The sequence below is a fragment of the Cupriavidus sp. SIMBA_020 genome, assembly GCF_046535395.1.
In the GTDB taxonomy this organism is placed as follows: domain Bacteria; phylum Pseudomonadota; class Gammaproteobacteria; order Burkholderiales; family Burkholderiaceae; genus Cupriavidus; species Cupriavidus campinensis.
In genome coordinates, this window is sequence record NZ_JAWRWU010000001.1 from 51,849 (window position 1) to 75,511 (window position 23,663).

Sequence of the window (23,663 nt, forward strand, 5' to 3'; positions counted from 1 at the left end):
CGCCAGTTTGCGCCTGGAACCAAGATAACGTGGCCGATGCGACGCATTTTAGCAAGGCTTTTCGCCTAAAAATGACAACGTTGTCATACCCCTGAAAAGGAACCTGCATGTCTCCCGATTCGATCGCCTGGATTCGCCTTTCCTCCTGCTATCTGCCGCTCGCCACCCCGATCAGCGACGCCAAGGTGCTGACCGGCCGGCAGAAGCCGATGACCGAGGTGGCCATCCTGTTCGCCGAGATCCGCACCGCCGACGGCCACGCCGGGCTCGGCTTCAGCTATGCCAAGCGGGCCGGCGGCCCCGGCCAGTACGCCCACGCCTGCGAGATCGCCCCGGCCCTGCTGGGCGAGGACGCCAGCGACATCGCCCGGCTCTGGGACAAGCTCTGCTGGGCCGGCGCCTCGGTAGGACGCAGCGGGCTGTCCACGCAGGCCATCGGCGCCATCGACGTAGCGCTCTGGGACCTGAAGGCGAAGCGCGCCGGGCTCTCGCTGGCCAAGCTGCTGGGCGCCCACCGGGACGCCGTGAGCTGCTACAACACCTCGGGCGGCTTCCTGCACACCCCGCTGGACCAGCTCAAGGTCAACGCGGCGGCATCCGTCGAGCGCGGCATCGGCGGCATCAAGCTCAAGGTGGGCCAGCCAGACCGCGCCGAGGACCTGCGCCGCGTAGCCGCCGTGCGCGCGCACCTGGGCGATGCCGTGCCGCTGATGGTCGATGCCAACCAGCAGTGGGACCGCCCCACCGCGCAGCGCATGTGCCGCACCTTCGAGTCGTTCAACCTGGTCTGGATCGAGGAACCGCTGGACGCCTACGACCATGAGGGCCACGCCGCGCTGGCCACGCAGTTCGACACCCCGATCGCCACGGGCGAGATGCTGACCAGCGCCGCCGAGCACTGGGACCTGATCCGCCACCGCGCCGCTGACTACCTGATGCCGGACGCGCCGCGCGTGGGCGGCATCACGCCCTTCCTCAAGGTGATGGCGCTGGCTGACCACGCCGGGCTGATGATTGCGCCGCACTTCGCCATGGAGCTGCATGTGCACCTGGCGGCGGCGTATCCGCGCGAGCCGTGGGTCGAGCATTTCGACTGGCTCGAACCGCTGTTCAACGAAAGGCTGGAGATCCGCGACGGCCGCATCGTCGTGCCCACGCGCCCCGGCCTGGGTGTTTCCATCAGCGAGCAGGCCCGCGCCTGGACACGCGCGCAGGCAGCGTTCGGCAACGAGCCCTGAGGCTCGCCCCGGGGGCGGTCTCTGACGTATCAGGGTCCGCCTCCACACATCACGCCGTGCCATATTGGCCCAAAGCGCGCTTGACACCACCGGATGCGCTGCCTTAAATGATCCGGTCCCCACGAAATCCATGCCGGACTTTGCGATGGCTGTCGCCGACGATCCGCAGCGCAAGAAAGAAGAACTCCGGAGCTTCCTGTTCCTGACCGCCGTGATGGTGCCGGTGCTGTCCGTCATCATCGTGGCCGGGTACGGGTTCATCGTCTGGATGACCCAGCTCGTCAGCGGCCCGCCCACGCATTGATTGGCATGGATCGACGTCGCCCGTTGGGGTGACGCCTGCAGTTCCTGTAGCACTGAACGACGCGGCCTGCCGCCGCAAGGACAGTCATGCCAGGTACCACGCATTCCCCCCCCGAGCCGCCACGCCCCACGGCGCAGCCGGGAGAAGCCGGCTCACCGAGCAGCGAACCCGGCACCGACGGCGCCGACGGCGTTTTCGATGCGCAGCAGTGGCACATCGCCGGCGTGCTCGTGCACACCCAGCCGGCGAGCCTCGATGCCGTGCGCGGCGCCATCGCCGGTTTGGCCGGTGCCGAGATCCACGCCGCCAGCGACGCCGGCAAGCTCGTCGTCACGCTGGAAGCCCCCACCTCACGCGCCATCGCGGCGCATCTGACGTTCCTCCATCAGCTGGACGGCGTGCTGGCGGCCACCCTGGTCTACCAGCACAACGAGGATGCGTGCGACATGGACACGGAGATTGTCGATGAAAGTCACTCGCCGGGACTTTATTAAGCAGACCGCCGTGGCCGCCACCGCCTCGGTGGGCGGCATTCCGCTGGCAGCGGATGCGGCCAACTTCGTCACGGACAGCGACCTGACCCGCCTGAAATGGGACAAGGCGCCCTGCCGCTTCTGCGGCACCGGCTGCGGCGTGACCGTGGCGGTCAAGGAAAACAAGGTGGTGGCCACCCAGGGCGACCCGCTGTGCGAGGTCAACAAGGGCCTGAACTGCGTGAAGGGCTACTTCCTCTCCAAGATCATGTACGGGCAGGACCGGCTGACCAAGCCGCTGCTGCGCATGAAGAACGGCCAGTACGACAAGAATGGCGAGTTCCAGCCGGTGAGCTGGGACAAGGCGTTCGACGTGATGGCGGCCCAGTTCAAGCGCGTGCTGAAGGAGAAAGGCCCCACGGCGGTCGGCATGTTCGGCTCGGGCCAGTGGACGATCTGGGAGGGCTACGCGGCCTCCAAGCTGATGAAGGCCGGCTTCCGCACCAACAATATCGACCCGAACGCCCGGCACTGCATGGCCTCCGCCGTGGCCGGCTTCATGCGCACCTTCGGCATGGACGAGCCGATGGGCTGCTACGACGACATCGAAGTGGCCGACGCCTTCGTGCTCTGGGGCTCGAACATGGCCGAGATGCACCCGATCCTGTGGACCCGGGTAACGGACCGCCGCCTCTCCGCGCCCAAGACCCGCGTGGCGGTGCTGTCCACCTTCACCCACCGCTCCTATGAACTGGCCGACCTGCCGATCATCTTCACGCCGCAGACCGACCTGGCGATCCTGAACTACATCGCCCACTACATCATCACCAACAACAAGGTGAACAAGGACTTCGTCAACAAGCACACGGTGTTCAAGCAGGGCGTGACCGACATCGGCTACGGGCTGCGCCCGGACCACCCGCTGCAGAAGAAGGCCAAGAACGCGGCGGACCCCAACGCCGCCACGCCGATCTCGTTCGACGATTTCGCCAAGTTCGTGGCGAAGTACGACGTAGCCACCGTCAGCAAGCTCTCCGGCGTGCCGCGCGACAAGCTCGAACAGCTGGCCGCCCTCTACGCCGACCCCAACATCAAGGTGGTGTCGTTCTGGACCATGGGCTTCAACCAGCACACGCGCGGCAGCTGGGCCAACAACATGGTCTACAACATCCACCTGCTGACCGGCAAGATCGCCACGCCGGGCAACAGCCCGTTCTCGCTGACCGGCCAGCCCTCGGCCTGCGGCACCGCGCGCGAGGTGGGCACGTTCTCGCACCGGTTGCCGGCGGACATGCTGGTGGCCAACCCCAAGCACCGCGAGACCGCCGAACGGATCTGGAAGATCCCGGCTGGCACCATCCCCGAGAAGCCCGGCTACCACGCCGTGCTGCAGAACCGCATGCTCAAGGACGCCAAGCTCAACGCGTACTGGGTGCAGGTGAACAACAACATGCAGGCGGCGGCCAACCTGATGGAGGAAGGGCTGCCGGGCTACCGGAACCCGGAGAACTTCATCGTGGTCTCGGACGCCTACCCCACCGTGACCGCGCTCGCGGCGGACCTGATCCTGCCCGCCGCCATGTGGGTGGAGAAGGAAGGCGCCTACGGCAACGCCGAGCGGCGCACCCAGTTCTGGCATCAACTGGTCGATGCCCCCGGCGAGGCCCGCTCGGACCTGTGGCAGCTGGTGGAGTTCTCCAAGCGCTTCAAGATCGAGGAAGTCTGGCCGGCGGACCTGATCGCCAAGATGCCGGAGGTCAAGGGCAAGACGCTGTTCGATGTGCTCTACCGCAACGGCCAGGTGGACAAGTTCCCGCTCAAGGAAGTCAACCCGGCCTATCACAACGATGAGGCCAAGGCGTTCGGGTTCTACATCCAGAAAGGACTTTTTGAAGAATATGCGAGCTTCGGCCGGGGCCACGGCCACGACCTGGCCCCGTTCGATGCCTACCACGAGGCGCGCGGCCTGCGCTGGCCCGTGGTCAACGGCAAAGAGACCTTGTGGCGCTACCGCGAGGGCAGCGACCCTTATGTAAAGGCCGGCACCGGCTTCCAGTTCTACGGCAACCCGGATGGCCGCGCGGTCATCTTCGCCCTGCCCTACGAGCCCGCCGCCGAGTCGCCGGACAAGGAATACCCGTTCTGGCTGGCCACGGGCCGGGTGCTGGAGCACTGGCATTCCGGCTCGATGACCCGCCGCGTGCCGGAGCTGTACCGCGCCTTCCCGAACGCCGTGGTGTTCATGCACCCCGAGGATGCCAGGGCGATGGGGCTGCGGCGCGGCGTGGAGGTAGAGGTGGTGTCCCGGCGCGGGCGCATGCGCTCCCGGATCGAGACGCGCGGGCGCGACCAGCCGCCGCGCGGGCTGGTCTTCGTGCCGTGGTTCGACGCCAGCCAGCTGATCAACAAGGTGACGCTGGACGCCACCTGCCCAATCTCGCTCCAGACCGACTTCAAGAAGTGCGCGGTCAAGATCGTGAAGGTATAGGGGGCCACGCCATGCGATCAACAGTCTGGATGGGTTGGATCCTCGCCAGCCATTTCGTCCTGGCCGGCGCCCAGGCCCAGTCCGAGGGGCGCGGGCTCACCGATGCCATGCGCGGCCCCACGCCCATCGGCAGCGAGTCCAAGCCGCCCCTGCTCTATCCCACCGAGAACAAGGACGTGCGCCGCAACCGCAACTACACCATGCAGCCGCCGACCATCCCGCACAAGATCGACGGCTACCAGCTCGACAAGGACTACAACCGCTGCATGTTCTGCCACGCGCGCACCCGCACCGAGGAGACCCAGGCCATTCCAGTGAGTATCACGCACTATATGGACCGGAACAACAACGTCCTGGCCGATGTCTCGCCCCGGCGCTACTTCTGCACCCAGTGCCACGTGCCGCAGGCCGACGCCAAGCCGCTGGTCGGCAACACGTTCACGGACGTGGAGACCATGCTGAAGAAACCGGCGGCGCCCAAGGGCACTGCAGCCAAGAAATAAGACCTGGCGGACTAGCGCGATGCTCGACCTGCTCAAACGATACTGGCGCACCATCAACCGCCCCAGCGCGTATTTCAGCCTCGGCTTCCTCACGCTGGGCGGCTTCATTGCCGGCGTGGTGTTCTGGGGCGCGTTCAACACGGCGCTGGAGTTCACCAATACCGAGAAGTTCTGCACCGGCTGCCACGAGATGCGCGACAACGTGTACCAGGAGCTGCAGGGCACCATCCACTTCACCAACCGCAGCGGCGTGCGCGCCAAGTGCTCGGACTGCCACGTGCCGCACAACTGGACCGACAAGATGGCCCGCAAGATGCAGGCGTCGAAGGAGGTCTGGGCCAAGATCTTCGGCACCATCGACACCCGCGAGAAGTTCCAGGCCCACCGGCTGGAACTGGCCCAGCACGAGTGGGCACGCTTCAAGGCCAATGACTCGCTCGAATGCCGCAACTGCCATGACTACCAGTCGATGGACTTCACCCGGCAGAGCCCGCGCGCCCAGACCATGCACTCCACCTACCTCGCCAACAAGGAGCGGACCTGCATCGACTGCCACAAGGGCATTGCGCACCGGCTGCCCGATGTCTCCAAGGCCGAGGGCAGCGAATGACCCACGCCGCGCCCTGCCGTTCCCGTTCCCGCGCCCGACCCCGTTCCGGCTGAGGCCCGCCCCATGCTCGCGGCCCACCAGCTCGCCTTTGCCCGCGCCGGCCGCGCCGTATTCCGTGGCATCGACCTCGACCTGGCGCCCGGGCAGGCCATCGCCCTGACCGGGCCCAACGGCAGCGGCAAGTCCACGCTGCTGCGGGTGCTGGCCGGGCTGCTGGTGCCGCTGGCCGGCGCCGTGACCTGGCAAGGCCGGCCCGTGCGCGGCTGCGATCCGGACTATGGGCGTTCGGTGGCCTACCTCGGCCACCACAACGGGCTCGATGCCGACATGAGCGCCATCGAGCAACTGGTCTACGCGGCGCGGCTTGCCGGGCACCGGGTCACGCCGGAGGCGGCGCGGACGGCGCTGGCCGATGCGGGGCTCGCGCGGATGGCCGATGCGCGGCTGCGCACGCTCTCCCAGGGCCAGCGGCGGCGCATCGCGCTGGCACGGCTGGCCCTCACGCCCCGCCCGCTGTGGCTGCTGGATGAGCCGCTGGCGGCGCTGGACGCCCCCGCCGCCGACCACTTCCGCACCCGCCTCGATGCCCATCTGGACGCCGGCGGCATGGCCGTGATCGCCCTGCATGGCCCCTTGGCGCTGCCACTGGCAACGGCGCGCGGCAGCCTGCGCGGGCTCGCGCTGGAGGGCACCGCCTGATGCATGCCTTCGGCGCCACGCTCGTCCATGACCTGAAACTGGCCTGGCGCCGGCGCGACGGCCTCGTCGCCACGCTGGTCTTCTTCGTCATCGCCGCCAGCCTGTTCCCGCTCGCCATCGGCCCCGATCCGCAGCAGTTGCGCGCGCTGGCCCCCGGCATCCTGTGGGTGACGGCGCTGCTGGCGTCGATGCTGTCGCTCTCGCGCCTGTTCGCCGCCGACCATGCCGAAGGCAGCCTGGAGCAGATGCTGCTGTCCCCGGCGCCGCTGGCGCTGCTGGTGCTGGCCAAGATCTGCGCGCACTGGCTGACCAGCGGCCTGCCGCTGCTGCTGCTGACGCCGGTGCTGGCCCAGCAGTATTCGCTGCCGGCCGGGGCGACGTGGATGCTGGCGGCGTCGCTGCTGATCGGCACGCCGGTGTTGAGCCTGATCGGCGCGGTGGGCGCGGCGCTGACGCTGGGCGTGCGCGGCGGCGCGGTGCTGCTGTGCATCCTCGTCCTGCCGCTCTGCGTGCCGGTGCTGGTCTTTGGCGCCGGGGCCGGCGCGGCGGCGGATGCAGGGCTCGACGTCATGCCGCAGTTGTCGCTGCTGGGCGCCTGCCTGGCGCTGGCGCTGTGCCTGTGTCCGCCGGCCGCCGCTGCCGGCCTGCGCATTGCCATGGAGTGAGACGATGGGATCCTCGGCCGACCTGCCCCGCTCCGCCAGACTGGCCCAGCCCTCCCGGTCGCGCTGGCTGGCCTACGCCTCCCCGGCCCGCTTCGACCCGCTGGCCCGGCGGCTGGCGCCGTGGTTCGCCATGGCCGCAGCGCTGTGTCTGATCGCCGGGCTGTATGTCGGCTTCGGCGTGGCGCCCACGGACGCCCAGCAGGGCGAGGTCTACCGCATCATCTTCATCCACGTGCCGGCGGCGTGGATGTCGATGTTCATCTACCTGGTGATGGCCGGCTACTGCGCGCTGGCGCTGGTGCTGCGCACGCGGCTCTCGTCGATGATGGCCTCCGCGCTGGCGCCCACCGGCGCGCTGTTCACCTTTATCGCGCTCTGGACTGGCGCGCTGTGGGGCCAGCCGACCTGGGGCACGTGGTGGGTCTGGGACGCCCGGCTGACCTCCGAACTGATCCTGCTGTTCCTCTACCTCGGCTTCCTCGCGCTGGAGAACGCCATCGACGACCCGCGCCGCGCCGAACGTGCCTGCGCGGTGCTGGCGCTGGTCGGCGTGGTGAACATTCCCATCATCTATTTCTCGGTGCAGTGGTGGAACACGCTGCACCAGGGCGCGTCGGTGAGCCTGACTGCCGCGCCGTCCATGGCGCACACCATGCTGGCCGGCATGCTGCTGATGACGCTGGCCTGCTGGATGTACACGATTGCCGTGGCGCTGGTGCGCGTGCGCTGCATCCTGCGCGAGCGCGCCGAGCCACGGCTGGCGTAGCGAGAACCGGAGCCGATCATGCTGAACCTGCTGCTGTCTTCGCCCCATCTGGGCTATGTGGCCGGCGCCTTCGGGGTGGCGTTTGCCGCGCTGGGGCTGGAAATGATGCTGCTGGCCCGGCGCGCGCGGGCCGCGCGGCGGCTGGCGGCTGGCGACGATCACCGCGCATGACAACGACAACGCGGCGCCGTCGCCTCGGCTGGCTGCTGGCCGCGCTGGCCTGCGCCGGCGTGGCCACGGCGCTCGTGCTCAACGCCTTCCGGGGCAACCTCGTCTTCTTTTTCAGCCCGACGCAGGTGGCCGCGCAGGAAGCCCCGGCCGGGCGCGCGTTCCGGCTGGGGGGGCTGGTCGAGACCGGCTCGCTGCGCCGCGAGGGCGACGGCATGACCATCCGCTTTATCGTCACGGACACCGTGCGGCAGGTGCCGGTGGTCTATCGCGGCCTGCTGCCGGACCTGTTCCGCGAAGGCAAGGGCGTGGTGGCGCGTGGCCAGCTACGCGACGGCGTGTTCCAGGCCACCGAAGTGCTGGCCAAGCACGACGAGAACTACATGCCGCCCGAGGCCGCCGAGGCCCTGAAGCAGGCCGCCCAGACCAGGGCACGCACCCCGGAGGCCACGCCACGATGATCGTCGAACTCGGCCACTTCGCCATGATCCTCGCGCTGTTCGTTGCCGTGATGCAGGCGGTGCTGCCGATTGCCGGCGCCGCGCGGGGTCCGGGCGGCGACGCCACGCTGATGGCCGTGGCCCGCCCCGCCGCCGTGGCCCAGGCGCTGCTGGTGCTGGCGGCCTATGGCGCGCTGACCCTGGCCTTCCTCGACAACGACTTCAGCGTGCGCTACGTGGCGGCCAACTCGAATACCGCGCTGCCGGCGATCTATCGCGCGGCGGCGGTCTGGGGCGGGCACGAGGGCTCGATGCTGCTGTGGACGCTGATGCTGGCGCTCTGGACGCTGGCCGTGGCGCGCTTCAGCCGCGGCCTGCCGCCGGCGCTGCGGGCCCGCGTGATCGGTGTGCTGGGCGCCATCAGCGTGGGCTTCCTGCTGTTCCTGCTGTTCGCCTCCAACCCGTTCATCCGCCTGCTGCCGCCGGCCATGGAGGGGCGCGACCTGAACCCGCTGCTGCAGGACCCCGGCATGGTGTTCCATCCGCCCCAGCTCTATATGGGCTATGTGGGCTTTGCCGTGGTCTTCGCCTTCGCCGTGGCTGCGCTGCTGGGCGGGCGGCTGGACGCCGCCTGGGCGCGCTGGGCGCGGCCGTGGACCACGCTGGCGTGGAGCTTCCTGACCCTCGGCATCCTGCTCGGCAGCGCCTGGGCCTACTACGAACTGGGCTGGGGCGGCTGGTGGTTCTGGGACCCCGTGGAGAATGCCTCGCTGATGCCCTGGCTCGCCGGCACGGCGCTGATGCACTCGCTGGCCGTCACCGAGAAACGCGGCGCCTTCCGCGCGTGGACCGCGCTGCTGGCCATCTTCACGTTCTCGCTGAGCCTGCTCGGCACCTTCCTGGTCCGCTCGGGGGTGCTGACGTCCGTGCATGCCTTCGCCGTGGACCCGACGCGCGGCGTGTTCATCCTCGCCCTGCTCGGCGCCATCACGGGCGGCGCGCTGGCGCTCTATGCCTGGCGCGCGCCGCGCGTGTCGGTGCGCGCGGCGTTTGCGGCGGTGTCGCGGGAATCCTTCCTGCTGGCCAACAACGTGCTGCTGGCCGTGGCGGCGGCCACGGTGCTGCTCGGCACGCTTTATCCGCTGCTGCTGGACGTGCTCGGCCTCGGCAAGATCTCGGTGGGGCCGGCTTACTTCGAACAGGTCTTCGTGCCGCTGATGGCGCCGGCCGTGCTGCTGATGGGCGTGGCCCCGCTGGTGCGCTGGCGCCACGCCGCCCTGCCCGACCTGGCCGCGCGGCTGCGCTGGGCCGCCATCGGCAGCCTGCTGGTGGCCCTGGCGCTGCTGGCGATGCTGCGCAACGGCTCCGCGCTGACCGGGCTCGGGCTGTGGCTGGCCACCTGGTGCGTGGCCAGCGGGCTGACCAGCCTCGCCAGCCGGCTGCGTCATCGCGGCTGGGCGGCCCTGCGGCAGTTGCCGGCCGGGTATTACGGGATGCTGCTCGCGCATGTCGGCGTGGGCGTGTTTATCGCCGGGGTAACGCTGGTGAAAAGCCAGGAAAGCCTGCGCGAACTGCCGATGCGGGCCGGCGAGGTGGTCAGCGTGGGCGGCTATGCGTTCCGCTTCGAGGGCGTGGCGCCGGTGCGCGGCCCCAACTACGCGGCGTTCCGCGCCACGCTGGTGGCCAGCCGCGACGGGCGGACGGTGGCCACGCTGGCGCCGGAACGGCGCGTCTACCGCAGCCAGGACATGCCGACCACCGAGGCCGCCATCGACAATGGCTTTACCCGCGACCTCTACGTGGCGATCGGCGAACAGGTGGCCGACGGCCAGTGGGCGGTGCGGCTCCACGTGAAGCCGTTTGTCGGATGGATCTGGGGCGGCTGCGTGCTGATGGCGCTCGGCGGCGTGCTGGCGGCTTGCGACCGGCGTTACCGGCGGCGGACGGTGGAGGTGGTGACGGAGGCCGCGCTCCCGGCCCCGCGCCCCGCCGTGCCGCTGGCCACCACCCGGGAGCCGCTGCGATGACGCGCTTCCTCCTTCCTCTCGCCGTCTTCCTGGCCCTGGCCGCCGCGCTGGCTGCCGGGCTGCGGCATGATCCGCGCGAACTGCCATCGGCGATGGTCGGCAAGCCCGCCCCGGCGTTGCGGTTGCCGCTGCTGAAAGCTTCCAGTGAAGTACGCGCCACATCCGATCTCAAGGGCAAGGTGTGGATGCTGAACGTGTGGGCGTCCTGGTGCACGGCGTGCCGCGTCGAACATCCGGTGCTGACCGACTTCGCAGGCAAGTCCGAGGTGCCGCTGGTCGGCATGAACTACAAGGACCAGCCCGACGCCGCGCGCGACTGGCTGCGGCGCATGGGCGATCCGTACGTGGCGTCCCTGGTGGACGCGGATGGCAAGGCCGGCATCGACCTGGGCGTGTATGGCGTGCCGGAAACCTATGTCATCGACCGTGCCGGGGTGGTGCGCTACCGGCAGGTGGGGCCGGTGACGCCGCAGGTGCTGGAGCAGAAGATCCTGCCGCTGCTGCGCACGCTGGAACGGGAGCCCGGCCATGCGTAGATTGGCGCTCGCCTGCCTGCTCTGGATGGCGTGCGCCGCCCACGGCGCCGAAGACGCCGCCAAACTGGACGCCCGCGTGCATGCGCTGGCGGAACAGCTACGCTGCGTGGTCTGCCAGAACCAGACGCTGGCCGATTCCAACGCCGACCTCGCGGTGGACCTGCGCAGCCAGATCCGCGAACAACTGCGCGGTGGCGCGAGTGAGACCGCCGTGAAGGACTTCCTCGTGCAGCGCTATGGCGACTTCGTGCTCTACGACCCGCCGGTGCGGCCCTTGACGTGGCTGCTGTGGTTCGGGCCGGCCCTGCTGGTACTCGGCACCGCCGTGGTCGTGGTGCGGGCGAGGCGGCGGCATCGGGCCGTGTTTCGTCCTCGCACCGATCCGCCGGAATTGGCTGATCTAGTTGCGCCACCGGGGCGGTCCCGCTGGGTAGTCGCCGCCTCGCTGGCCCTGCTGCCGGGCGGGGCGATGCTGCTCTACCTCCACCTCGGCAACCCCGGCATGGTCCGCGCAGCCTGGGCCAGCACGCCGGCCACGCTGCCGGCTGGCGATGGGCACACCGTAGACATGCAGCAAATCGACGCCATGGTGTCCCGGCTGGCCCTGCGCCTGCGGCAGGAGCCGGGCGATGCCAACGGCTGGTACATGCTGGCGAGGTCTTATACGGCGCTGGAGCGGTTTGACGACGCGGCGGCGGCCTACGCGAAGGCCGTGGCGCTGGTGCCGGATGCGGCGGCGCTGCGGGCCGACTATGCCGATGCGCTGGCCAGCGCGGCTGGGGGGCAACTGGAGGGCGCGCCAATGGAGCAGGTGCGCGCGGCACTGGCGCTGGATGGGGATGAGCCGAAGGCGCTGGCGCTGGCGGGGACAGATGCGGCTGAGCGGGGGGCGTTGGCGGAGGCGATTGGGTATTGGGAGCGGCTTTATCGGTTGCTGCCGGCGGAATCTGAGACGGCTCGGAGGGTCAGGGGGAATTTGGAGGCGGCTCGGGGGGCGTTGAAGTAAGCAGTGTTGGCTATTGTGCGTTGCGAACAAAAGCCAACCCCGCAAAGACCCAAAACCTAACGTTTACCCCTAGTTTTCATATAACCATAAAAGTGTAACGTCTCACCCCATGCAGACAACCCGCCCCATCACCCTCACCGAACGCGTCATCCAGCAGCTCCGCGCCGAGATTGCCGATGGCGTGTATCCGGTTGGCGCCCGCCTGCCCACCGGCAAGCAGCTGGCCGAGCGCTACGGCGTCAGCACCGCCGTGATCCGGGAGGTGACCGAGCACCTGCGCTCGCAAGGGATGATCGAGAGCCGTCAGGGGCTGGGCAGCACCGTGCGCGCGCGCGTCAGCGATGCCGGGTTCCGGCTCTCCGGCCAGGCCGGCGCCGATGCCGCCGATCTGGCGGCGATCTACGAACTGCGTCTGGACCTGGAAAGCGCCGCCGCCGCAATGGCCGCGCGGCGCCGGACCGACGACGATCTCCAGCGCATGGCCGACCTGCTCAGTACCCTTGCCGCCCAGTTGCACGACATCGACCGGGGTGCCGAATCCGACACCCAGTTCCACGTGGCCGTGGCCGCCGCCACCCACAACAAGTACTACCAGGACCTGCTCCAGTACCTGAACCTGCAGCTGCACCACGCCGTGCGCACCGCGCGCGGCAATTCCCAGCGGCAGCCGGGGCTGCCCGAGCAGGTGCATGGCGAGCACGTGGCGATCTTCGAGGCGATCCGCGCGGCGGACCCCGAGGCCGCCCGGCTGGCCGCTGCCGCCCATCTTCGCAATGCCGCCGCGCGGCTTGGCCTGCCGCTGCGGGCCGCCGCCTGAACCCCCTCTATATATAGATAGGTATCCCATGTCCGACGCAGCCTTCCTGCAACGCCTGACCGACACCCTTGGCCCCGACGTGGTGGCCACCGCGCCCGATGACGTGGCGCCGTGGACCAGCGACTGGCGCGGCCTCTACAAGGGCCAGGCGCAGGCCGTGATCCGGCCGCGCACGACCGAGCAGGTCTCCCGGGCGCTGGCGCTGTGCCAGCAGGCCGGCGTGCCGGTGGTGCCGCGCGGCGGCAATACCGGCCTGTGCGGCGGTGCCGCGCCGGACAGCCGGCCCGTCAACGTGATCCTGAGCCTGGACCGCATGGACAAGATCCGCTCGATCGACACCATCGCCAACACCATGGTCGTGGAGGCCGGCTGCATTCTCGGCAACCTGCGCCGTGCCGCCGAGGAGGCCGACCGGCTGTTCCCGCTCTCGCTGGCGGCCGAGGACTCGTGCCAGATCGGCGGCAACCTCGCCACCAACGCCGGCGGCGTGAACGTGGTGCGCTACGGCATGACGCGCGAGCTGGTGCTGGGCGTGGAGGCGGTGCTGCCCGATGGCGAGGTCTTCCACGGCCTGCGCACGCTGCGCAAGGACAACACCGGCTACGACCTCAAGCAACTGCTGATTGGCTCGGAAGGCACGCTGGGCGTGATCACGGCTGCCGCGCTGCGCCTGCTGCCGCGCGCCGATTCCCGCGCCGTGGTGCTGGCCGCGGTGGCGTCGTCCGAGCAGGCGCTGAAGCTGTTCTCGCTGCTGTTCGCCCGTTGCGGCGCCCGGCTCCAGGCCTTCGAATTCTTTACGGGCGACTGTCTGGAACTGGTGCTGACCCATGCCGAAGGCGTGCAGGCGCCCTTCCCGGAACGCCATCCCGCCTATGTGCTGGTGGAAATCGCCGATACGGCGCCCGAGGATGTGCTCAATGCCCTGCTGGAATCGGTGATTGGCGATGCGCTGGAACAGGGTCTCTGCCTGGACGCGGCCGTCTCGGCCTCGCTGGCCCAGTTGCAGAGCCTGTGGCGGCTGCGCGAGGAAATCTCCGAGGCCCAGCGCGCCGACGGGCTGCACCTGAAGCACGATGTCTCGCTGCCGATCGAGCGGATTCCGGCCTTCATGGCGTCGATGGAGGCCCGGCTGCTGGCGAAGCACCCGGGCATCCGCCCGTTCATCTTCGGCCATTTTGGCGACGGCAACCTGCACTACAACCTGTCGCGCCCGCTCGGCGCGGACGCGAAATGGGCGCTCAACGAGGGCAAGGCGGTCAGCGAGGACGTGCTGGACGAAGTGGCCCGCTACGACGGCAGCATCAGCGCCGAGCACGGCATCGGCCAGCTCAAGCGGGACTCGTTCCTGGCGCTGAAAGACCCGCTCGAACTGCGCCTGATGCGCGCCATCAAGCAGGTGTTCGACCCCAGCGGCATCATGAATCCGGGCAAGCTGCTCTGAGTTCCCGGCGGCTTCCGGCGCCGGGATCACACGGCGCTATACTGTCAGCCCCTTTTCCGCACCCTACCGGTTGAAAAATTGGCTGATCAAGACCTGAGCAGGCTGAAAATCGATCGCAGTGCCATGGCGCCCGCGCCGCGTGGGCGCCGCCGCTGGCTCCGCTACGCGGCCATTGCCGTGGTCGTGCTGGCCGTGATCGGCATTGGCGCCCGGCTGGCCGGCCCGCAGGCGGTGGAGGTGGTCACCGTCTCCAGCGCCTACCCCTCCCAGAACTACACCCTGCTGAACGCCACCGGCTACGTGGTGCCGCAGCGCAAGGCGGCGCTGGCCTCAAAGGCGCAGGGCCGGCTCGAATGGCTGGGCGTGCTGGAGGGCTCGCGCGTCAAGAAGGACGAGATCATCGCCCGGATCGAGAGCCGGGACGTGGAGGCGTCGCTGGCCCAGGCCAGGGCGCAGGTGCAGGTGGCGCAGGCCAACCTGCAACTCCAGCAGGCCGAACTGCGCGATGCCGAGGTGAACCTGCGCCGCTCCGAGACGCTGCTGGCGCCCAAGGCCATCTCGGTGCAGCAGTACGACGCCGACCTGGCCCGCTACAACAAGGCCCGCGCGTCGATCAACAACTCGCAGGCGTCCATCACCTCCGCCCAGGCCAACGCCCGCTCGGCGGAGGTATCCGTCGAGCAGACCGTGATCCGCGCGCCGTTCGACGGCGTGGTGCTGATCAAGCACGCCAACGTCGGGGACAACATCACGCCGTTCTCGGCCGCGTCGGACACCAAGGGCGCGGTCGTCACCATCGCCGACATGGAAACCCTCGAAGTCGAGGCCGATGTCTCCGAGTCCAACATCGCCAGGATCATCGTCGACCAGCCCGTGGAACTGCTGCTGGACGCCCTGCCCGACCTGCGCATGGCCGGCCGGGTGTCGCGCATCGTGCCCACCGTGGACCGCTCGAAGGCCACCGTGCTGGTCAAGGTGCGATTTGTCGACCGTGACCCGCGCGTGCTGCCGGACATGAGCGCCAAGATCGCCTTCCTCTCCAAACCGGTGCCGCCCGAGGACCGCAAGGCGCTGGTGGCGGTGCAGCCGGCCGCCATTGCCGAGCGCGACGGCAAGCCGGTGGTGTTCCAGGTGGTGGATGGCAAGGCCAGGCAGGTGCCGGTGACCAAGGGCGCCCGCGTGGGCGAGCTGGTGGCCGTGCAGGGCGTGAAGCCCGGCGACACGCTGGTGCTGGCGCCGGCCGACAAGCTGTCCGATGGCAGCAAGGTCACCGTGGCGAAGAAGTGACGTGACGACTGACGTGACCCACAATCCTACCCACCGCCCTGAACCGCTCGTCTCCATCCGCCACCTCGCCAAGTCGTACCGGCGCGGCGCGCAGACGGTGCCGGTGCTGTCCGATATCACGCTCGATATCGCCGAAGGCGACTTCATCGCGCTGATGGGGCCGTCCGGTTCGGGCAAGAGCACGCTGCTGAACCTGATCGCGGGCATCGACCGCCCGGACAGCGGCGAGCTGCGCGTGGCCGGGGTGGATATCGCCGGGTTGCCGGAATCCTCGCTGGCCGACTGGCGCGCCGCGCACGTCGGCTTTATCTTCCAGTTCTACAACCTGATGCCGGTGCTCACCGCGTACGAGAACGTGGAGCTGCCGCTGATGCTGACGCACCTGTCGCGCCAGGAGCGGCGCGAGCGCGTGGAGATGGTGCTGCGCATGGTCAACCTGGCGGACCGGATGGACCATTACCCGTCCGAGCTGTCCGGCGGCCAGCAGCAGCGCGTGGCGATTGCCCGCGCGCTGATCACCGACCCCACGCTGATCGTGGCCGACGAGCCCACTGGCGACCTGGACCGCACCTCCGCCACCGAGATCCTGGCCATGCTGCAACGGCTCAATGCCGAGGCCGGCAAGACCATCATCATGGTCACCCACGACGCCCACGCGGCCGAAGCGGCGCGCTCGCTCGTCTACCTGGAAAAGGGCGAACTGCTGCCCGGCCCGCGCTAGGCTCAGATCCAGGACATCAGGACACCAGGACCCCAGGACCCCATCGCCATGTACCTGCCCCGGCTGATCGCCCGCAACGCCCTGCGCCACAAGCTGCGCACGGCGCTGACCGTGCTTGGGCTGGTGATCGCCGTGCTGGCCTACGGGCTGCTCCAGACCGTGGTGGATGCCTGGTACGCGGGCGCGGCGGCGGCGTCCAACGCGCGGCTGGTCACGCGCAACTCGATCTCGCTGGTGTTTCCGCTGCCGCTGAGCTACGAGAACCGCATCCGGGGCGTGGAGGGCGTGACGCAGGTGGCGCGCTCGAGCTGGTTCGCCGGCACCTATCGCGACCCGAAGAACTTCTTCGCCCAATTCGCCGTCTCGGACAACTACATCGATCTGTATCCCGAACTGATCCTGCCGCCCGAACAGCGCGCGGACTACCGGCGCGACCGCCGGGGCGCGCTGGTGGGCCGGCAATTGGCCGACCAGTACGGCTTCAAGATCGGCGATGTCATCCCGCTCAAGGGCACGATCTACCCCGGCACGTGGGACTTCGTCGTGCGCGGCATCATGGAAGGCCGCGACGAATCTACCATCACGCGGCAGATGCTGTTCCACTACGAGTACCTGAACGAAAGCATCCGCAAGAAGGCCGTCGGCAAGCCGGATCAGGTGGGCGTGTTCATCCTCGGCATCGACAACCCGGACAATGCCGCCGCCGTGTCCCGCCGCGTGGACGATGTCTTCCGCAACTCGCTGGCCGAGACCATGACCGAGACGGAGCAGGCGTTCCAGCTCGGCTTCGTGGCGATGTCCAACCAGATCATCGCGGCCATCCGCGTGGTGTCCTACGTGGTGATCGTGATCGTGATGGCCGTGATGGCGAATGCCATGGCGATGAGCGCCCGCGAGCGGACCACCGAATATGCGACGCTAAAAGCACTTGGATTCGGACCGGGCTTCCTGTCGATGCTGGTGTTCGGGGAGTCGATGTTGATCTGCATCGTGGGCGGTGCCATCGGCATGTTGCTGACACCGCCGGCAGCCAGTTTCTTCAAGCAGGCGGTGGGCGGCGTGTTCCCGGTGTTCACCGTGTCTCAAGAAACCGCCGTGATGCAGGCCGCGTGCGCGCTGGTGGTGGGCGCGGCGGCGGCCATCGTGCCGGCGGTGCAGGCGGCGCGCGTGCGCATTGTCGAGGGCCTGCGGGCCATCGGCTGACCGGGCCGGCTCCCTCCCCCCTCCTCCTATGGTCATCCCGCTCCACTACATCGCGCGCAACGTCTGGGCCCGGCGGCTCACCACCACGCTCACGGCCGGCGGGCTGGCGCTGGTGGTGTTTGTCTTCGCCGCCATGCTGATGCTGGACGCGGGCCTCAAGCAGACGCTGGTGACCACGGGCGAGCCGGACAACGTGGTGTTGATCCGCAAGGGCGCCGAAACCGAGATCCAGAGCGCGATTTCGCGCGACCAGGCGGCCGCCATGGAGATGCATCCGGCCGTGGCGATGAACAAGGAGGGCCGGCCCATGGCCTCGCGCGAGGCCGTGGTGCTGATTTCGCTGACCAAGAGCGGCGCGGCCTCGCCGGCCAACGTGGTGATCCGTGGCGTGTCCCCGCAGGGCGTGACGCTGCGCCCGCAGGTGCACATCACGGCCGGGCGCGTGTTCCGGCCGGGTTCGTCCGAGATCATCGTCGGCAGCAGCATCGCCAAGGGCTTCGGCAACGTGCGCATTGGCGACCACCTGCGCTTTGCCCAGCGCGACTGGACCGTGGTGGGCCATTTCGACGCCGGCGGCAGCGGCTTCGACTCCGAGATCTGGGGCGATGTAGACCAGCTCATGCAGTCGTTCCGGCGCACCAGCTATTCGTCGATGGTGGTGCGGCTGGGCCAGGCGGACGGCTTCGACAAGTTCCGGGCCGACATCGACGTGGACCCCCGCCTCGCCAACGAGGCCAAGCGCGAGCAGCAGTTCTACAGCGACCAGTCGCGCGCGCTCTCCACCTTCATCAACATCCTTGGGCTGACGCTGACCACGATCTTCTCCGTGGCGGCGATGATTGGCGCCATGATCACGATGTACGCCTCGGTGGCCAATCGCGTGGGCGAGATCGGCACGCTGCGCGCGCTGGGCTTCCAGCGCACCAATGTGCTCGCGGCGTTTCTTATCGAGGCGGTGCTGCTGGGCTTTGTCGGCGGCGTGGCCGGGCTGGCCTGCGCGGCGCTGATGCAGTTTGCGTCATTTTCGACGACGAACTTCCAGACCTTTGCCGACCTGTCGTTCCGTTTCCTGCTCACGCCCGGCATCGTCGTCAAGACGCTGCTGTTCTCGATGGCGATGGGCTTCATCGGCGGATTCCTGCCGGCGCTGCGTGCGTCGCGCCTGAATATCGTGGATGCGCTGCGCGCGCGTTGATCGGAAACCCGTTCGGGTGATCGGATAGATCCGGATCGAAGCCGGATCGGGGGGGCCCCCCCGGCGTCTCCCGGTTTCTAAAGTTTCTACCATTCAGCGCAGACCGCTTCATTTCTACCCTCCATGCACACTCATGGAGAGCAGAAATGAACACCACCTATCGCGCAGTCTTTAACGAATCCCTTGGCACCTGGGTTGCCGTTTCCGAAATCGCCAAGTCCCACGGCAAGCGCAGCAGCGTGCGCAAGGCACTGACTGCCTTGGCCGTGGCGGCAAGCCTGATGGGCATGCAAGGCATGGCCAATGCCGGCGAGATTGACGCGGAAGCGGCCGTGCTCGCCCAGCCCACGACTTCCCAAGACATCCAGTCGGCCGATGCAGCCGCCTGCGAGCCCGAACTCGACGCCGCCGGCCTGCCGATTGCCGATGCTTGCAAGGAAACTGCGACGTCTGGCGATCAGAAGCTCGTCATCGGCGCTGGCGTTGTCGCCGGCCTCGGCGGCCTCGCGGCCCTGCTCAATGGCGGTGGCGGCAGCCACGCCAGCGCACCGGCCCCGGGGATCGCTCCGGTCGTCGCCCCCGACGCCGAGCCCGCACCCAGCCCTGCCCCGCTTCCCGGCGTTCGCATCGTCAATGCCACAGACACCCAGGTCTCCGCCGGCCAGATCGGCACGGATGTCGAGAGCGACAATGCCACGGTCATCAACGGCGGCCACGCATCGGTCGGCGGCGAAGGCGCCGTCGGGACATCGGTCACCGGCAATGGCGCAAAGGTGCTCAACGAAGCGGGTGCGACGGTCACCGATGGCGGCACCGGCACGCGCATCAGCGGCAGCGATGCCGTGGTAATCAACGACGGCGAAACCTCGGTAACCGGGCAAGGCTCGACGGGCACCGCCATCACCGGCAACGGTGCCACTGTCACGGAAAGCGGCACCACCACTGTCACGGACCATGCCACCGGCATCGCCGTGCAAGGGGACGACGCCCAGATCAATCTGCTGGGACAAATGACGGTCGGCAACGACGCCACCGGCGTGAGCCTGACCGGCAACGGCGGCAACGTGGTGATCGGCAGCGCCGCACAAGGCCCGGATGCCGAGAACGTCAAGGTCGTCGGCGGCAATGCCACCGGCGTCACGGTGCGCGGCCACGGCAACACGGTTTCGCTGCGCGGCGGCATCACCGTCGACAAGGACCAGAACGCCGCCGATGCGGCCGAGCGGTTCACGGAAACCGCCACCGGCCTGGCCGTCACGGGGAGCGGCAACACCGTGAACCTGGACGGACAGCTGCGCGTCGTGGCCGATGGCGAAGAAATCGCGAACTCGGTATATCGGAGCGGAAGTGGTGCGGCTGAAACGCTGTACGGCGTGGTGGTCACCGGAGATCTCACCGGCGCGGAGAACACCAACAAGGTGCATCTGAACGGCGGCGTGAGCTTCATCGGCGAGAAGAATGCCTTGACGGGTGCCTCTGGCAGCCCTTTGTCCGCAGGCAAGGGCGTGTACGGGTCACTCGTGTCCGTGGACGGAAACAGCGAACTCCATATTTCGGGGAAGTCCAGCGTGAGCGGTACCGGAACGAACTATCCCAATATCGTGTCCGCCACCAACGGCGCCCGAGTCGTCTGGGAAAACGGGACGCTGGACGTCGATACCACGCGCTTCAGCACGAAGGAAATGTATGACAACGACGACAAATCGATTGACGTCCTGGCGCTGCTGGATGTGCGCAGTGGCGCAACACTTGATATCGCCGACTCGGCGGTCCTGAATGCGGGCATCCAGTCGCACCTGATCGATGTGTCGGACGCCGGCAGCAGCGTGACCAACCATGGCACGCTGGACCTGACGAAGGTGAATGAAGATTCCCCGGTGTCCGGAACAAGCACCCACATTTCCACGGTCGCAATCGCTGCCGAAAAGGGCGCCCGCGCCACGAACGCTGGGACCATCCTGCTGAATTCCGACAACGGCGCCGCCGTCCTCGAGAACGACGGGAATCTACAAAAAGAGGATTACTTCGTCGGTTCAAGAGGCATCATCGCCATGGTCGGCGAGGACACCAACACGGCCATCATCAACAATGGCCGCATCGCCGGCCACGGTTACAACGTCTATGGGATGGGGGCGATTCAGGGAACCGCCACCAATCACGGCGTAATTGATCTTGCGCCGATCGTCAAGGATGGCCCGGTCGCTGCGAACCGGCATGGTGTCGGCATGTATGCCGGTAACGACACACACTTTGCCAATACAAACGGCATCGCTACCAACGCCGCCGATGGGGTTATCACCATGCACAACGCCGGTGTTGGCATGAGTGCCCAGAGAGCCGGCACCGTGATCAACCAGGGCACCATCAATCTGGTGACTGACGAGGGCGCCCCGGTCACGGAAGGGAAGTTGGTCGGCATGGCCGCCTACAACGGCGGCACGGCCGTCAACGACACCACCGGCGTCATCAACATCCAGACCAATGCGGGCAAGGCTTTCGACGCCGATAGCGCCAGCCGCATCGTCAACCGCGGCCAGATCGTGGTGGGCGAAGGCGTATCGCCGACGGTCGACAACAGCGACACCGCCGTCACGGCCACGCCACTTGCCGGCGTCATTGCCGGAACAGGCCAGTCGGTTACGCTGGATGACCCCCTGGGTTATGTCGCCGCCAACCATCTCACCAACTATGGCGCAGTGACCAACGCCGCCACGCTGGACATGCGCAGCAGTTGGCTGCTCAACCAGCAAGGCGCCAGCTTCTCGTCGCCTTCCACCCCGCTGACACTTGCGAAGTTCGAGAACAAGGGCACGCTGACGGCCGGCACGGTGACGAGCGGCGTGGGATACAACCGGGCCGGCGCCACGATGAATGTGGGGCTGCTGTCGCTGGTATCGGGCAACAACTTCTTTAACGAAGGCAACTTCCACGGCAGCGCAACGGCGGGATCCTATACCAACAAGATCGCCAACACCGGCGACTGGACCGTGAGCGAGGGCGATGCCATCTACGGCCGGCTCAACCTCATCAATCAGGAGGGCGGCACGCTGCGCAATACGGCGCCGGGCACAGGCGCGCTGGTCAACATCAGCTCCCTGCCCGGCGGCCAGCCGTTCAACAACGGCGGCACGATGACCGCCACCGACGGCTACAGCGCCCTCAAGACCGGCCATGGCGACGCGACCGACAATCCGAACAACTGGCTGGTCAACCGTTCGACGGGCGTGATCAACGGCATGATGAACGGCACCGAGAAGGCACTGATCAGCATGGGCCGCGCCACCAGTTTCGGCAACGAAGGCACGATCAATGTGCAGGGCAACGGGGCGGTGGGCATCCTGGGCGCCAATACGGGTTACACCACCCACATCATCAATGCCGGCACCCTCAACGTCGGCACCGAAGCCGGCAAGGCGGACGGCACGAACGGCACCGGTCTGGTCGGCATCAAGGGCACCAACACCGCGAACCAGATCTACAACAACACCACGGGCGTCATCAACGTCTACGCCAACAATTCGTACGCCTTCGGCGGCAATGGCAAGGTCGTCAACAACGGCACCGTGAATCTGGAATGCGACACCGGCTGCGCGATCTTTGCCCCGGGCAGCGCCGCGGCCATCACGGGCAGCGACAAGGCCATCGCGGCCCAGACCACAGCGCCCTCGCAGGGCACCGTGCCCACGCCGGCAGTCGAAGCGCCCCGCATGGTGCTGCGCGGCTACCAGGTCGGCACCAATGCCAACGGTACGGCCGGCACCCTGCGTGGCAGCCATCTGGACGTCTCCGAGGTCAAGGTCGACACCGCCTTCGCCGCCGGCACCGCCGCCAAGGCGGTCACCTTCGACAACGTGTTCCAGGGCACTGATATCACCGGCGCCCAGAACATCCAGTCCGACAGCGCCGTCTGGACCGCCAACGCCGCCCAGGACGCCAAGGGCATCGACGTGACGATGACCAAGAACGCCTACCAGGACGTGGTGACCGACGCCAAGCTCAAGGACGCCGCCGCCGCCCTCGAAGGTGCCTACAGCAATAACGCCGTGTTCCAGAGCCTGAACCTGGCCACCGCCGCCGAAGTCACCAAGGGCGTGAGCCAGCTCACCGGCCAGGGCTTCGGCCAGGCCATGAACCAGGCCAAGGTGCTCAGCAACCGCTTCAACGTGCTGGCCGACAACGTCAAGGAAACCCCGAGCGGCCTGGGCTTCAACATGGTCACCCGTGGCACCCCCGGCGCCCGCCTGGCCGGCTCCGAGTACGACATGGCCGTGCTGTCCTCGCGCTTCAGCGTGGGCGACCAGGGCAAGGTGGCCGTGCGCTACGGCGTGGCCAACCTGGCCAGCATCGACGCCGGCTCCAACGCCGCCACCAGCAACGGCCTCTCGGGCGTGAGCCAGTTCGCCGGTGTGCAGTACGTCAACCCGATCGCCGCCGGGCTGGAACTCTCCGGTGACCTGCAGTTCGAGCAACATCGTCTCGAATCGAGCCGCTCGCTCAACTACGGCAGCGTCAACGAGACTGCCTCCTCGAAGAACGGCCAGGACAAGTACCGCGCCAACTTCGTGGTGGGCAAGCCGGTGGAAGTGGCCAAGGGCTTCACCGTCACGCCGATGATGGGCCTGGACATGCGCCAGACCCGCGACCACGCGGTGAACGAGCAAGGCGCCGGGGCCTACAACCTCAACGTCTCGGGTGCCACCACCACGGCGATGGACGCCATCGGCGGTGTGAAGCTGGGCTATCAGCACGCCAACGGCCTGAACGCCAGCGTGCGCCTGCAGGGCGGGCCGAACCTGTTCTACGGCGCCGGCCAGCGCCAGGCCAGCCTGGCTGGTGCCCCGGATGCGCGCTTCGCGCTGCCGGATGCCACCCAGCGCAGCCGCTTCAACTACAACAGCACCGTCAGCGTGGGCTACGCCAAGGACCTGCTCAACCTGTCCGCCAACGGCTACACGGCCGACCAGGACGGCGTGAAGGACTATGGCGTGATGTTCAAGGTGGTCAAGCAGTTCTAAGACGGATCCGAATCCGCCTCTCCATGCAGTGACTTCGGCCGGGCGCCTTGCCCGGCTTTTT

The 23,663-nt window shown here is 68.0% G+C and carries 21 protein-coding genes; all 21 read left to right on the plus strand.

Annotated elements, in window-relative coordinates; genetic code table 11:
* The first annotated feature begins 107 nt into the window (after positions 1–107).
* The 21 genes from SB751_RS00250 (at position 108) to SB751_RS00350 (ending at position 23,602) form a co-directional block, all read left to right on the plus strand.
* On the plus strand, positions 108–1,238 hold the full coding sequence (locus SB751_RS00250) for an L-talarate/galactarate dehydratase (protein ID WP_410747695.1): 1,131 nt from the start codon (positions 108–110) through the stop codon (positions 1,236–1,238).
* A 145-nt stretch (positions 1,239–1,383) separates the two neighbouring features.
* Positions 1,384–1,542 carry a periplasmic nitrate reductase, NapE protein gene (gene napE, locus SB751_RS00255; RefSeq protein WP_144195360.1) on the plus strand — a complete coding sequence of 53 codons (159 nt, stop codon included), beginning with the start codon at positions 1,384–1,386 and terminating at the stop codon, positions 1,540–1,542.
* Between the two features lie 86 nt (positions 1,543–1,628).
* Entirely contained in the window at positions 1,629–2,036 is a 408-nt protein-coding gene (locus tag SB751_RS00260) for a chaperone NapD (RefSeq protein WP_144195362.1), read from the plus strand.
* Positions 2,008–4,503 carry a periplasmic nitrate reductase subunit alpha gene (napA, locus tag SB751_RS00265; RefSeq protein ID WP_410747696.1) on the plus strand — a complete coding sequence of 832 codons (2,496 nt, stop codon included), beginning with the start codon at positions 2,008–2,010 and terminating at the stop codon, positions 4,501–4,503. The genes SB751_RS00260 and napA overlap by 29 nt, the downstream gene beginning before the upstream one ends.
* 29 nt (positions 4,504–4,532) lie before the next feature.
* Positions 4,533–5,006, plus strand: a complete 474-nt coding sequence (locus tag SB751_RS00270; RefSeq protein WP_244844761.1) for a nitrate reductase cytochrome c-type subunit — start codon at positions 4,533–4,535, stop codon at positions 5,004–5,006.
* 19 nt (positions 5,007–5,025) lie between these two features.
* Positions 5,026–5,616 carry a cytochrome c3 family protein gene (locus SB751_RS00275; protein ID WP_410747697.1) on the plus strand — a complete coding sequence of 197 codons (591 nt, stop codon included), beginning with the start codon at positions 5,026–5,028 and terminating at the stop codon, positions 5,614–5,616.
* Positions 5,617–5,679: 63 nt separating this feature from the next.
* Positions 5,680–6,315 carry a cytochrome c biogenesis heme-transporting ATPase CcmA gene (ccmA, locus tag SB751_RS00280; RefSeq protein ID WP_410747698.1) on the plus strand — a complete coding sequence of 212 codons (636 nt, stop codon included), beginning with the start codon at positions 5,680–5,682 and terminating at the stop codon, positions 6,313–6,315.
* Positions 6,315–6,980, plus strand: coding sequence for a heme exporter protein CcmB (gene ccmB, locus SB751_RS00285; RefSeq protein WP_144195372.1), 666 nt, complete (start codon positions 6,315–6,317; stop codon positions 6,978–6,980). Before ccmA ends, ccmB begins: the two co-directional genes overlap by 1 nt.
* A gap of 4 nt (positions 6,981–6,984) precedes the next feature.
* The gene (locus tag SB751_RS00290; protein WP_211943308.1) at positions 6,985–7,746 is read left to right on the plus strand and encodes a heme ABC transporter permease; all 762 of its coding nucleotides are present in this window, start codon (positions 6,985–6,987) and stop codon (positions 7,744–7,746) included.
* 18 nt (positions 7,747–7,764) lie between these two features.
* On the plus strand, positions 7,765–7,917 hold the full coding sequence (gene ccmD / locus SB751_RS00295) for a heme exporter protein CcmD (RefSeq protein ID WP_144195376.1): 153 nt from the start codon (positions 7,765–7,767) through the stop codon (positions 7,915–7,917).
* Positions 7,914–8,375 carry a cytochrome c maturation protein CcmE gene (gene ccmE, locus SB751_RS00300; RefSeq protein ID WP_211943307.1) on the plus strand — a complete coding sequence of 154 codons (462 nt, stop codon included), beginning with the start codon at positions 7,914–7,916 and terminating at the stop codon, positions 8,373–8,375. The genes ccmD and ccmE overlap by 4 nt, the downstream gene beginning before the upstream one ends.
* On the plus strand, positions 8,372–10,381 hold the full coding sequence (locus SB751_RS00305) for a heme lyase CcmF/NrfE family subunit (protein ID WP_410747699.1): 2,010 nt from the start codon (positions 8,372–8,374) through the stop codon (positions 10,379–10,381). Before ccmE ends, SB751_RS00305 begins: the two co-directional genes overlap by 4 nt.
* A complete protein-coding gene (locus tag SB751_RS00310) occupies positions 10,378–10,917 on the plus strand; it encodes a DsbE family thiol:disulfide interchange protein (protein ID WP_313818850.1) in 540 nt (179 codons plus the stop codon). The genes SB751_RS00305 and SB751_RS00310 overlap by 4 nt, the downstream gene beginning before the upstream one ends.
* Positions 10,910–11,923 (plus strand): cytochrome c-type biogenesis protein CcmH, encoded by a 1,014-nt coding sequence (locus SB751_RS00315; protein ID WP_409558923.1) that lies wholly within the window; start codon positions 10,910–10,912, stop codon positions 11,921–11,923. The genes SB751_RS00310 and SB751_RS00315 overlap by 8 nt, the downstream gene beginning before the upstream one ends.
* Positions 11,924–12,032: 109 nt before the next feature.
* Entirely contained in the window at positions 12,033–12,740 is a 708-nt protein-coding gene (locus SB751_RS00320) for a FadR/GntR family transcriptional regulator (protein WP_410747700.1), read from the plus strand.
* A 28-nt stretch (positions 12,741–12,768) separates the two neighbouring features.
* Positions 12,769–14,181, plus strand: a complete 1,413-nt coding sequence (locus SB751_RS00325) for an FAD-binding oxidoreductase (RefSeq protein WP_144195386.1) — start codon at positions 12,769–12,771, stop codon at positions 14,179–14,181.
* A gap of 78 nt (positions 14,182–14,259) precedes the next feature.
* Positions 14,260–15,468 carry an efflux RND transporter periplasmic adaptor subunit gene (locus SB751_RS00330; RefSeq protein WP_144195388.1) on the plus strand — a complete coding sequence of 403 codons (1,209 nt, stop codon included), beginning with the start codon at positions 14,260–14,262 and terminating at the stop codon, positions 15,466–15,468.
* Position 15,469: 1 nt separating this feature from the next.
* Positions 15,470–16,189 (plus strand): ABC transporter ATP-binding protein, encoded by a 720-nt coding sequence (locus SB751_RS00335; RefSeq protein ID WP_410747701.1) that lies wholly within the window; start codon positions 15,470–15,472, stop codon positions 16,187–16,189.
* A gap of 48 nt (positions 16,190–16,237) precedes the next feature.
* Complete coding sequence (locus SB751_RS00340) at positions 16,238–17,392, plus strand: ABC transporter permease (protein ID WP_144195392.1); 1,155 nt, start codon at positions 16,238–16,240, stop codon at positions 17,390–17,392.
* A gap of 28 nt (positions 17,393–17,420) precedes the next feature.
* Positions 17,421–18,587, plus strand: a complete 1,167-nt coding sequence (locus SB751_RS00345) for an ABC transporter permease (RefSeq protein WP_410747702.1) — start codon at positions 17,421–17,423, stop codon at positions 18,585–18,587.
* A 146-nt stretch (positions 18,588–18,733) separates the two neighbouring features.
* Positions 18,734–23,602: an ESPR-type extended signal peptide-containing protein gene (locus SB751_RS00350; RefSeq protein ID WP_410747703.1), complete on the plus strand. Its 4,869-nt coding sequence runs from the start codon at positions 18,734–18,736 to the stop codon at positions 23,600–23,602.
* Positions 23,603–23,663 lie beyond the last annotated feature (61 nt).

Coding starts and splice junctions, on each gene's coding strand:
- SB751_RS00250 (WP_410747695.1), top strand. CDS start 108: ATGTCTCCCGATTCGATCGCCTGGATTCGCCTTTCCTCCTGCTATCTG.
- napE (WP_144195360.1), top strand. CDS start 1,384: ATGGCTGTCGCCGACGATCCGCAGCGCAAGAAAGAAGAACTCCGGAGC.
- SB751_RS00260 (WP_144195362.1), top strand. CDS start 1,629: ATGCCAGGTACCACGCATTCCCCCCCCGAGCCGCCACGCCCCACGGCG.
- napA (WP_410747696.1), top strand. CDS start 2,008: ATGAAAGTCACTCGCCGGGACTTTATTAAGCAGACCGCCGTGGCCGCC.
- SB751_RS00270 (WP_244844761.1), top strand. CDS start 4,533: ATGGGTTGGATCCTCGCCAGCCATTTCGTCCTGGCCGGCGCCCAGGCC.
- SB751_RS00275 (WP_410747697.1), top strand. CDS start 5,026: ATGCTCGACCTGCTCAAACGATACTGGCGCACCATCAACCGCCCCAGC.
- ccmA (WP_410747698.1), top strand. CDS start 5,680: ATGCTCGCGGCCCACCAGCTCGCCTTTGCCCGCGCCGGCCGCGCCGTA.
- ccmB (WP_144195372.1), top strand. CDS start 6,315: ATGCATGCCTTCGGCGCCACGCTCGTCCATGACCTGAAACTGGCCTGG.
- SB751_RS00290 (WP_211943308.1), top strand. CDS start 6,985: ATGGGATCCTCGGCCGACCTGCCCCGCTCCGCCAGACTGGCCCAGCCC.
- ccmD (WP_144195376.1), top strand. CDS start 7,765: ATGCTGAACCTGCTGCTGTCTTCGCCCCATCTGGGCTATGTGGCCGGC.
- ccmE (WP_211943307.1), top strand. CDS start 7,914: ATGACAACGACAACGCGGCGCCGTCGCCTCGGCTGGCTGCTGGCCGCG.
- SB751_RS00305 (WP_410747699.1), top strand. CDS start 8,372: ATGATCGTCGAACTCGGCCACTTCGCCATGATCCTCGCGCTGTTCGTT.
- SB751_RS00310 (WP_313818850.1), top strand. CDS start 10,378: ATGACGCGCTTCCTCCTTCCTCTCGCCGTCTTCCTGGCCCTGGCCGCC.
- SB751_RS00315 (WP_409558923.1), top strand. CDS start 10,910: ATGCGTAGATTGGCGCTCGCCTGCCTGCTCTGGATGGCGTGCGCCGCC.
- SB751_RS00320 (WP_410747700.1), top strand. CDS start 12,033: ATGCAGACAACCCGCCCCATCACCCTCACCGAACGCGTCATCCAGCAG.
- SB751_RS00325 (WP_144195386.1), top strand. CDS start 12,769: ATGTCCGACGCAGCCTTCCTGCAACGCCTGACCGACACCCTTGGCCCC.
- SB751_RS00340 (WP_144195392.1), top strand. CDS start 16,238: ATGTACCTGCCCCGGCTGATCGCCCGCAACGCCCTGCGCCACAAGCTG.
- SB751_RS00345 (WP_410747702.1), top strand. CDS start 17,421: ATGGTCATCCCGCTCCACTACATCGCGCGCAACGTCTGGGCCCGGCGG.
- SB751_RS00350 (WP_410747703.1), top strand. CDS start 18,734: ATGAACACCACCTATCGCGCAGTCTTTAACGAATCCCTTGGCACCTGG.